Here is a 10012-nt window from a genome sequence, read left to right on the forward strand (position 1 = left end):
GGGCGGTGGTGCGGCTGCGGTCGGTGCGGCCAGGCCCGATCCTGCCGATCCCACGCTGTGGCCGCAGCGCGAAGCGCTCAAGTCCGCGCTGCAGTACCCGGCGCTCGCGGGCCCGGTCTTCGACTCCCTGGCCGCCGAGAGCTTCACCCACCCTGGCTACGCCGCGGTTCGGATGTCGATCGAAACCGCCGGAGGCACCTCGTCCGGACTGACCGGTGCGCAGTGGATCGAGTCCGTGCGGGACCAGACGGCCTCACCGCTGGCGGCCGGCCTGGTCAACGAACTGAGCGCCGAGGCCATCAACGCCGACGACGAGAGGCTGCCCCGCTACATCGGCGGCGTGCTGGCCCGCCTGCAGGAAGTGTGGATCGGCCGCCAGATCGCCGAAGTGAAGTCGAAGCTGCAACGGATGTCGCCGGTCGAGCAGGGTGACGAGTACCACGCGTTGTTCGGGGACCTGGTGGCCATGGAGAGCTATCGACGTAGTCTGCTCGAACAGGCAAGTGGTGACGACCTGACTGCATGAAACAGCCCGCCGGGTTATGGTGGGCACTGCAGTCGGGGCCGTTTGGTGAACAGGTGAGAAGGCGAGTTGGCGATGCGTGTGCACATGATTCGGACCCACAGCACCCGATTGATTGCCGGGGCGTTTGCGGCCGCAGCTGTGGCCGTTCCCCTCTACGCGTCGCTGACCAGCGTTGATGCCGCTCCGCAGGTGAGCGCGCAGCCTGCCTGCCTGGCGTGGTTCGGCAACAAAGAGGACGGCAACTGCATGGGTTACTCCAACGGGTCGCCCGTCTTGGTCGGCACCCCGGAGATCGGCTTGTTCGGCGACGGCATCGGCGTCGGAATCCCGTTCGAAACCGGTCCGCTGCTGCCCGGGACCACCATCACCCGCGACTTCGGCTAGCGGGCCTTCTTCTTCAGCGTTTGATCCGGCTCGAGGACATCGGTGCCGGAGTCGATGGGCGTCAGTTGCACCATGGACGGGTCGGGAGAGACCCGGTCGGCGATCTTGCGCCGTCCCGCGTCGATCACGGCTTTGGCGGCCGGACTGCCCGTGACCGCCTTGTATGTCCCCGAGAGCTGCTCGTAGCGCTGTCTACCCGCCTTGGTGCCCAGCACGTAGCCGACGGCCAGAACGGCGACATACCCGATCACGGGGCTCCTCCAGATATCTCTCGCGGGACAGAGTGCTCGGTGTCCATCCTGCCTCACCGCGGGCAGTGCGCGCCCTCCCGGGAGCGTATTGGCACCTCGCCGCAGCCGTAGGCTAAAGTGCTCTCTGGCCCGCAGTGAACCACCGCGGGAGGGCAATCCCCTGTAGCTCAATTGGCAGAGCATTCGGCTGTTAACCGAAGGGTTGCTGGTTCGAGTCCAGCCGGGGGAGCCACGTTCGATCGTCCTCGAGGGCGATCTCTGTGGGCCGCACCGAGGCCCTGGTGAGCTCGGTCACCTCCGAGGGCCGCCTCCCGCGGGATCGCCATGTGTGCTGATCACGAGATCTCTTGTGCGCCAGCGGTTTCCGACATTCCATCGGAAGATTGCGTCCGTGGAACCGCCATCGGACCGGCTGTGGGCTTCATGGGAAGCGGTTGTGGAGCGCGGCCACCGCCGCATAGCCCGCGTTAATCTTCGTTCGGTATCAGCGTTGATCCTTCCGATTTTGTAGCGCAATGGTTTTCGCCATGAACGGGACGAGGAGACACATGTCGATCAAGGTCAAGTTGATTGCCGCGACGGTGGGCGCAGCGGCGCTGTTCGGAGCCGTGGGGGTGGACGTCGCGCAGGCGGGCACCTACCCGAAGGGCGGTAGTTTCCACGTCGGCGGCGAAGGGGCGACCCTCGAGCCGTCCCCCGATCCGACGACGATGGCCACCGCGTCGTTCAGTCCGCCGGTCCGGGCTGAAACCGCGTGCGGAGCCATCGCCTGGGCCGGAGGCTGCGGCTAGAGCGGCGCGCAGGGCACTACGCCCGCGAGCACGTCCCGGTACTGGCGTTCGGTGAACGGATCGCTGAACAGTCCCTCGTCGAAGTGCCGGGACCGGAACAGATCGACGATGAAGTTCATCCGGTCGCCGATGTGCGACCAGTCCGACGCCCTGCTGCCTGCCAGCGAGTCGGGGGTGCGGTCCCATCCGTCCTCGCCGGACAGAAAGCTGACCAGGTCGGGGTTTTCGAGGTGGGCCAGTGTGGCGGGAAAATTCGCCCCCTGCCACGGCTCGACATCCTCATCGACGGCGTGCTCGTAGGGGCCCAGCGCGAACTCCAAGAGGTGCGCGGTCACCAGTCGGCGGATGGGCCCCGGCATCGCGCCGGTGATGTAGGGCTGCAGGCGGATGTGCTCGTGCAGGATGGCGGCGTAGTTCGCCAACAGCATGTGCTCGTGTTTCGCGTCGCGCGCCGGCTCGTACCGGGCGCAGTAGTAGTGCGTGAAGGCACGCTTCAGCAGGTCTTGGCCGCCCTCCCCGGTCGGGCCGGGCCGAAGCGTCGCCAGGAACGTCGACAACCGCTCCTGATCCGGTTCGGCCTGGTCGTGGAATGTGGCGATGAACTGAGCCGATGCGCGGCCGATGTCGTCGAGAACGGTGATGTTGCCCTCGAGGATGCGTTGTGCGGCGTCCGAGAGCAGACGTTGCGTCAGCACCGAAGCTGCCCATCCGCCGGCGAGGGCACCCGCCAGGGTGGTCGTGATCCGCTCCGGCCGCGACCGCGCCAGCTGCGCGGTCAGCGCTCCGGTTCCGGCGCCGAGCGCGGCGACGGCGGTCATGAGATGTGGAATGTCTTCCCGACGAATGGTTTTGCCGGCCTTCTTGGACCCCCATACCGCCCACGTGTGGAAATTCGCCCCGGAATCCGTTCCGGTGATCGCGCGCAGGGCGGTGCTCAGCTCGTGGTGGGTCACAGTGATCCGGAGATTGCACAGGATCGGCTGCGGGATGCCGACGGCCGTGTTGATCCGCGACTCCCACCACGTGGTGTCATGCCAATGCAGTTGCTCGTGCACGCACCCCGCCGTTCGGCTCGTCTCTAGCCGAGAAAGTACTGCACCCGACTGCCTCTCGGCGCGGAAACGTAGTCTTGGCGGATGCGAATCCTGCGCTCCCTGGTGGCGCTCGTGGCATCGGCGGCACTCGCAGCGGGTTGCGGATGGAGCCCGTCGGCGCCGGCCCCGACCAGCACCGCCGACTGCGGTCCCGGTCCCTCTGCGGACGCGGTCTCCGCCGAGTTCCTGTTGCTGCCGCCTGGTGCGTGGCGGGACACGGCCCGAGGCAACACCCCGGACTGCCGCCTCCACTGGGTGGTGGTCACCGCGGGAGAAGCGCCCGACAGTCCGCAGCAGGTGCTGTTCTTCGACGCGGACGGACCCATCGGGTCGCCGACGCCGGAGCCCCGGCCCTACATCACCGTCATTCCGCAGGGTGACACCACCGCGGCCGTGCAGTACCAGTGGCGTCAGGGCCAGGAGGAGCCGTGCTGCCCGACCGGCATCGGATCGGCGCGGGTCACGGTCGAGGACGGCAGACTCACCGTCCTCGATCCGATCCCCGGACCACCCTGATCAGATGACGCCCGCGCTGGTGGCGTCCTGCTCCTTGTGCTCGTCGGCGTCGGGGATGTGCTCCGGGTGCAGCATCTCGGCATAACGCAGGTTCTCGGGGATTCCGAAACCGTCGACCAGGAGTTCGGCGTGTGGCCGCAACCTTCGGCAGCGGTCGTTGATACCGCGGGTGACGGCCTTGGCGCGCTCGGTCGACAGGAACCGGTGCTCGACGAACCAGGCTTTGTCGTCCTCGATCACCGACAGGGCGTACAGGTCGCACACCAGGCCGAGAATCTCGCGGGCGTCGTCGTCCTCGCAGGTGTCGATGCCGGCCACGAAGGCCTCGAGGATGATGCGGTCGATATGGGCGGTCGCGGCGTGCAGCACGTGGTCCTGGACGGAGTTGAACGCGTCGAACGCGCTCATCTCCTTCGACTTGCCCTGTAGCCGCCGGGCCACCGAAGCCAGCATGTACTCCTCGCGGTCCTCGAACATCTTCACCTGGGTGCCGCGGTTGAAGAGGCTGCCCTCTTCCTCGTTGTCCTGTCTCGTGTCCAGGATCGTCTGCATGATCGTCTGCGCCGCAGTGCGTTTCACCACCCGCTCGCCGGCGAAGTTGGCGGCGAAGCGGACCCACTCGACCGGGCTCATGCCCTTGATGTCGTCGGCGTAGGCCGTCAGTAGCTCCTTGGCGACCAGTTGCGTCAGCACATGGTTGTCGCCTTCGAAGGTGGTGAACACGTCGGTGTCGGCCTTCAACGCGATCAGCCGGTTCTCGGCGAGGTAACCCGCGCCGCCGCAGGCTTCGCGGGCCTCCTGGATCGCCGCCGTCGCATGCCAGGTGTTGGCCGCTTTCAACCCGGCAGCGCGGGACTCCAGTTCGCGCTGCTCCTCGGCGTCGGGGTTGTCCGAGGTCTGGAGTTCATGGCACTTGGCGACCAACTCGTTCTGGGCGAACTGCAACGCATAGGACTTCGCGATCAGTGGGAACAGCCGACGCTGGTGCACCAGGTAGTCCATGATCAGGATCTCCTGCTCGGCCCCGGGTGCCTCGAATTGCCTGCGCTCCAACGCATATCGGGTCGCGATGTCGAGTCCCACCCGCGCTGCGGCAGCTGCGCTGCCGCCGACGGTGACGCGGCCGCGGATCAGCGTGCCCAGCATGGTGAAGAACCGTCGGCCGACGTTCTCGATGGGAGACGAGTAGGTGCCGTCTTCGGCCACGTCGGCGTATTTGTTGAGCAGGTTCTCCCGCGGGATGCGGACCTGGTCGAACTGGATGCGGCCGTTGTCGACGCCGGGCAACCCGCCCTTGTAGTGACAGTCCGACGTGGTGACGCCGGGCAGGTCGTTGCCCTCGTCGTCCCTGATCGGCACGACGAAGCAGTGCACACCGTGCCCCTCGCCGTCGGTGATCAGCTGGGCGAAGACGGCTGCGACCCTGGCTGTCTGCGCGGCGCCGCCGATGTAGTCCTTGCGCGACGACGGCGTGGGGGAGTCGATCACGAACTCTTTGGTGGCCGGATCGTAGGTGGCGGTCGTCTCTAGTGCCTGGACGTCGCTGCCGTGCCCGGTCTCGGTCATCGCGAAGCAGCCCAGCAGGTCGAGGTTGATGATCCGCTGCACGTAGGCCTGGTGGTGGCGTTCGGTGCCCAGGTTCTCGATCGCGCCGCCGAACAGGCCCCACTGCACGCCGGCCTTCACCATCAACGACAGGTCACTCATCGCGAGCATCTCGATCTGGGTGACCGCTGCGCCGACGTCGCCGTTGCCGCCGTGGTCCTTCTTGAAGCCGTCCTCGGCCGCTCCTCTGGCGGCCATGATCTTCAGCTGCTCCGCGACTTTGGTCCGGGCGATGACGGTGTTCGGCGTGTAGTGCGGCCTGAAGACATCACTCGAGAGTTCCTGGCGAACGGCATTCTTGACATCACGCCAGCGTCCGTCGAGGGCGTTGCGTAGGTGATCCGCTGTGGTGGTCATATCTCGACGGTAGCCGTCTGAATGCGGTCGCAAACTGTGATGTGGCAAACCCAGGTGATCCTGACTTCCCCGGCCGGATCGGACAGGAGTTCAATCATCCCCATGACAGATCCGGCGCGTGGGCCGTTGTCGCCGACGGGTATGCCGCACCTGGCAGATCACCGTCACGCCAACGTCACCGGAGGGTGGCTGCGGGCCGCGACATTCGGCGCCATGGACGGCTTGGTGAGCAACACCGCGCTGATCGCCGGTGTGGCCGCGACCGCGAGCGCTCAGACCGTCGTGATCAGCGGGGTGGCCGGTCTGTTGGCCGGCGCGTTCTCGATGGCGCTGGGGGAGTACACCTCGGTGACGACAGCCAACGAGCAGATCGACTCCGAGGTGGTGGTGGAGCGCAGGTCGTTCCGCAAGCATCCCGAGGCCGAGCGGGCGGAGTTGGCCGCGATGCTGACCGACATGGGGATGTCGGAGCAGACCGCGGCCACGGCGACCGAGGAGATCCACCGCGACGAGAACCGGGCGGTGAACTTCCACCTGGTGCAGGAACTCGGGGTGAACCCTCAGGAGCAGCCGTCGGCGTGGGTGGCGGCCGGGTCGTCGTTCGTGATGTTCGCCATCGGCGCGGTGATCCCGCTGATCCCGTATCTGCTGGGCTTCGAGTCGTTGTGGCTGGGTCTGGCCTTCGGTGGTGTCGGGCTGCTGATCGCCGGTGGCGCGGCGGCGAAGATCACCCGCGGTTCGCTGGCCCGGGGCTCGTTGCGGCAGTTGGTCTTCGGCGGTGTGGCGATCGGCGCCACCTACCTCGTCGGATACCTCATCGGCGTCGGCGTCACCTGACGTCAGCTGTCGTTGCCGACGGTCACCGCCCTGGCCCGATCAGTGAGTTCGTCGAGTTCTGGTTCGTGCTCCTTTCAGCTCAGCGAGCGGTCTTGGCCGGCGCCGAGGCGTCCTCGATCAACCGGCGGAGCACGATGACGGCCTCGGTGAGGCACTGCCGGTCCGCGTCGCTAAGTCGCTCCAGGTACGGATCGACGGCCGCCCCGCGGTCGATCCGGGCCTGCCGCAGTGCCGCGACACCGTCGGCGGTGATGCGGATGAGCACGGCGCGTGCGTCCTGCGGGTCGGGGGTGCGGGTGACCATGCCGGCATCCTCGAGGCGACGGACCTGGGTGGTCATCGTCGGCTGGGAACACAGGTCGAGGGCGGCAAGATCCGAGATTCGCGCTTCGCCCCGGTCCTCGATCGTGGACAGTAGGCGGGCCTGGGCGAAGGGCACGGGCATCCGGACTCGTTGATTGGCCAGCCGGTTGATCCGGGCCACGACTGCGAGCAGGTCGGCACCGAGAGTTGAGGACATGACGCCAATATTCACATAGGTTAACTATGCATATCAACTGGCGCCGCAGACCGGACGGCACCCGGCGGGCGGGTCGATGCCCACGCGACTGGCAGAATCGAGAAATGACCTCGGCCGGCCCGGAGAGCACCCCTCATCGGACGGGTCCGCTCCAACCGGTCGAACTCGCTCAGGCCGCCGTGATGGCGGCGTTGTGTGCGGCCACCGCCATCATCGCGGTGGTGGTCCCGTTCGCTGCGGGGCTGTCCTTACTGGGCACCGTTCCGATGGGTCTGCTCGCCTACCGGTACCGCTTGCGGGTGCTGATCGCCGCGACGATCGCGGGCGGTCTGGTCGCCTTCCTCATCGCCGGCATGGGAGGGTTCACGACCGTTCTCAACTGCGCTTACATCGGTGGCCTGACCGGCATCGTGAAGCGCCGCGGTCGCGGCACCCCGACCGTCGTCGTCTCGGCGCTGGTGGCCGGCGCGCTGTCCGGGGTGGCCATCGTGGCGGCGCTGACCGTGCTGAGCCGATTGCGCAACCTGATCTTCGAATCCGTGACCGCCAACATCACCGGCCTGGCCGCGGTTCTGGCCCGCGTGCCGGGGATGGAGGGCGCCGCCGAGCGACTCAAGCAGGACTTCGCGACGGCGCTCGATTACTGGCCCCTGCTGTTCTTCGCCGCAGGGGTGATGAGCATCACGTTCGTCAGCCTGGTGGGGTGGTGGGCCCTGTCGCGAGTGCTGACGCGTCTCATGGGAGTTCCCGACGTACACAAGCTGGAGTCGTCGAACGACGTGGGTCAGATCGCACCGGTTCCGCTCCAACTCAGCGATGTCCGGTTCCGCTACCCCAGGTCCGATCGCGACGCACTGGGACCTGTCTCGCTGTCGGTGGACCCCGGTGAACACGTCGCGGTGACCGGCGCCAACGGCTCCGGTAAGACGACTCTGATGCTGGTGCTCTCGGGTCGTGAACCGACCGCCGGAACCGTGGAACGTCCCGGCGCGGTCGGGTTGGGCAAGCTCGGCGGCACCGCGGTTGTCATGCAGCACCCCGAGAGTCAGGTGCTGGGCACCCGGGTCGCCGACGACGTCGTCTGGGGCCTGCCGCCCGGCACGGCGACCGACGTCGCGCAACTGCTGTCCGAAGTGGGACTCGACGGTCTGGCCGAACGCGACACCGGCGGACTCTCCGGCGGGGAGCTGCAGCGGCTGGCGGTGGCTGCGGCGCTGGCCCGCGAGCCGTCGCTGCTGATCGCCGATGAGGTCACCAGCATGGTCGACCAAGAAGGCCGTGAGGGCCTGATGTCGATGCTGTCGGGGTTGACCAAGCGCCACCGCACATCGCTGGTGCACATCACCCACTACAACGACGAAGCCGACGCGGCCGACCGCACCGTCAACCTGACGGGCAACGGATGGCCTGACGGCGACAACACCGACATGGTCGAAACGGCCGATGCGCCGACCGCCAACACCGTGGTCGACACACCGCGTGGCGCTCCCGTGCTCGAACTGAACGGTGTCAGCCATGAGTACGGCAGCGGAACCCCCTGGGCCAAGAGCGCGCTGAGCGACATCGACTTCGCGGTGCACGCCGGCGACGGCGTGCTGATCCACGGGCTGAACGGATCCGGCAAGTCCACGCTCGCCTGGATCATGGCCGGCCTGACCGTCCCCACTGCAGGCACCTGTCTGCTCGACGGCCGACCGGTGTCGGATCAGGTTGGTGCCGTGGCGATCTCGTTCCAGGCGGCGCGGCTGCAGCTGATGCGCAGCCACGTCGCGCTGGAGATCGCCTCGTCGGCGGGGTTCTCGATCTACGACCAGGCGAAGGTCACCGAGGCGCTGCACACCGTCGGTCTCGACCCGACGATGGCGTCCCGGCGAGTCGACGAACTCAGCGGCGGGCAGATGCGGCGCGTGGTGCTGGCCGGGCTCCTGGCCCGTTCACCGCGTGCACTCATCCTCGACGAACCGTTGGCCGGCCTCGATGCGGCTTCCCAGCGGGGTCTGCTGCGACTGCTGATCGACCTGCGCCGCCGCAACGGTCTGACCGTGGTGGTGATCTCCCATGACTTCATGGGTCTGGAGGAGTTGTGCCCGCGAACGCTGCACCTGCGGGACGGCGTGCTGGCCTCGGCGCCGACGGCGGCCGGAGAGATGTCATGACGGATGCGGCACCACGTAAGCAGCGTCGGCAGGTCGTGCTGCTGCGACCGGTGCCCGGCCAGACCGTCATCCACGATCTGTGGGCCGGCTCGAAGCTGCTCATCGTCGCGGGAATCGGTGTGCTGCTGACGTTCTACCCCGGCTGGGTGCCGATCGGTGCGGTGGCTGTGCTGATCCTCTTGGCGGCCAGGCTCGCCCACATTCCGCGCGGCGTCCTACCGACGGTGCCGCGATTCCTGTGGGTGTTGCTCGCGCTCGGCGCGCTCACCGCGACGTTCGCCGGCGGCAGCCCGATCATCCCCCTCGGTTCGATCGACCTGGGCCTGGGCGGACTCCTCAACTTTCTGCGCATCACCGCGCTGTCCATCGTGCTGCTCGGGCTCGGCGCGATGGTGTCGTGGACCACCAACGTCGCCGAAGTGGCGCCCGCGGTCGCGACTCTGGGCCGTCCGCTGCGCCCGTTGCGGGTGCCGGTCGCCGAATGGGCGGTGACGCTTTCGTTGGCGCTGAGGGCATTTCCGATGCTGTTCGACGAGTTCCGGGTGCTCTACGCGGCGCGACAGCTGCGGCCCAAGGACGTCGACACGACCAGGGGCGGCAGGTGGCGGCACGCGGCGTCGGAGTTGATCGACCTGCTGGCCGCGGCGATCACCGTCGCACTGCGCCGTGCCGACGAGATGGGGGATGCGATCACCGCACGCGGCGGCGCCGGGCAGATCTCGGCAGCCCCGACGCGGCCCAAACGGCGGGACTGGGTGGCATTCGCGGTGGTCGTCGTCGTGTGCGGGGCGGCGCTGGCGCTCGAGCTGACGGTGCTCGGTACCAGCGGGACCCGGCGCTGACCCCCGAGGCAGCCGCTACGGTGGTCCGGGTGACAGGGTCCCGACAGATCGATGCCGACTTCCTTGCGCTGCCACGCCACGAGTTGGCTGACGCGGCGCTGACCACGGCGGTGCAGGCCGGCGCGAGCTACGC

At 67.7% G+C, this 10012-nt stretch carries 11 protein-coding genes and 1 tRNA gene; 8 read left to right on the forward strand and 4 right to left on the reverse strand.

The annotated features are described in order from the left end of the window. Both dnaG and WA965_RS25185 read left to right on the forward strand, forming a co-directional pair. On the forward strand, positions 1 to 526 hold a 526-nt coding region (gene dnaG, locus WA965_RS25180; protein ID WP_526448184.1), incomplete at its 5' end, for a DNA primase. 72 nt (positions 527 to 598) lie between these two features. Continuing rightward, positions 599 to 910, forward strand: a complete 312-nt coding sequence (locus WA965_RS25185) for a DUF7155 family protein (RefSeq protein ID WP_526299080.1) — start codon at positions 599 to 601, stop codon at positions 908 to 910. Here the strand turns inward: WA965_RS25185 and WA965_RS25190 are convergent. Next, a complete protein-coding gene (locus WA965_RS25190) occupies positions 907 to 1161 on the reverse strand; it encodes a hypothetical protein (protein ID WP_526299078.1) in 255 nt (84 codons plus the stop codon). The two genes, WA965_RS25185 and WA965_RS25190, sit on opposite strands and share 4 nt — an antisense overlap. Positions 1162 to 1317: 156 nt before the next feature. Between WA965_RS25190 and WA965_RS25195 the strand changes: the two genes are divergently transcribed. Continuing rightward, positions 1318 to 1393 (forward strand) — tRNA-Asn (locus WA965_RS25195). 316 nt (positions 1394 to 1709) lie between these two features. Further along, positions 1710 to 1952 carry a hypothetical protein gene (locus tag WA965_RS25200; protein ID WP_526299076.1) on the forward strand — a complete coding sequence of 81 codons (243 nt, stop codon included), beginning with the start codon at positions 1710 to 1712 and terminating at the stop codon, positions 1950 to 1952. Here WA965_RS25200 and WA965_RS25205 read toward each other — a convergent pair. Next, positions 1949 to 3007, reverse strand: coding sequence for a hypothetical protein (locus tag WA965_RS25205; RefSeq protein WP_526448185.1), 1059 nt, complete (start codon positions 3005 to 3007; stop codon positions 1949 to 1951). The two genes, WA965_RS25200 and WA965_RS25205, sit on opposite strands and share 4 nt — an antisense overlap. A gap of 81 nt (positions 3008 to 3088) precedes the next feature. On the opposite strand from WA965_RS25205, the gene WA965_RS25210 reads away from it, so the two are divergent. Further along, complete coding sequence (locus WA965_RS25210; protein ID WP_526298949.1) at positions 3089 to 3562, forward strand: LppP/LprE family lipoprotein; 474 nt, start codon at positions 3089 to 3091, stop codon at positions 3560 to 3562. Here the strand turns inward: WA965_RS25210 and WA965_RS25215 are convergent, their stop codons facing one another. Then, positions 3563 to 5524 carry an acyl-CoA dehydrogenase family protein gene (locus WA965_RS25215; protein WP_526298947.1) on the reverse strand — a complete coding sequence of 654 codons (1962 nt, stop codon included), beginning with the start codon at positions 5522 to 5524 and terminating at the stop codon, positions 3563 to 3565. A 102-nt stretch (positions 5525 to 5626) separates the two neighbouring features. On the opposite strand from WA965_RS25215, the gene WA965_RS25220 reads away from it, so the two are divergent. Then, the gene (locus WA965_RS25220) at positions 5627 to 6361 is read left to right on the forward strand and encodes a VIT1/CCC1 transporter family protein (RefSeq protein WP_526298945.1); all 735 of its coding nucleotides are present in this window, start codon (positions 5627 to 5629) and stop codon (positions 6359 to 6361) included. Between the two features lie 79 nt (positions 6362 to 6440). Here the strand turns inward: WA965_RS25220 and WA965_RS25225 are convergent, their stop codons facing one another. After that, the gene (locus WA965_RS25225; RefSeq protein WP_526298943.1) at positions 6441 to 6881 is read right to left on the reverse strand and encodes a MarR family winged helix-turn-helix transcriptional regulator; all 441 of its coding nucleotides are present in this window, start codon (positions 6879 to 6881) and stop codon (positions 6441 to 6443) included. 104 nt (positions 6882 to 6985) lie between these two features. Between WA965_RS25225 and WA965_RS25230 the strand changes: the two genes are divergently transcribed. Continuing rightward, positions 6986 to 9037 carry an ATP-binding cassette domain-containing protein gene (locus WA965_RS25230; RefSeq protein WP_526298941.1) on the forward strand — a complete coding sequence of 684 codons (2052 nt, stop codon included), beginning with the start codon at positions 6986 to 6988 and terminating at the stop codon, positions 9035 to 9037. Further along, complete coding sequence (locus WA965_RS25235; RefSeq protein WP_526298939.1) at positions 9034 to 9879, forward strand: energy-coupling factor transporter transmembrane component T; 846 nt, start codon at positions 9034 to 9036, stop codon at positions 9877 to 9879. The genes WA965_RS25230 and WA965_RS25235 overlap by 4 nt, the downstream gene beginning before the upstream one ends. Positions 9880 to 10012: the final 133 nt, after the last annotated feature.

The sequence above is a fragment of the Mycobacterium sp. genome (genome assembly GCF_049683935.1).
In the GTDB taxonomy this organism is placed as follows: domain Bacteria; phylum Actinomycetota; class Actinomycetes; order Mycobacteriales; family Mycobacteriaceae; genus Mycobacterium.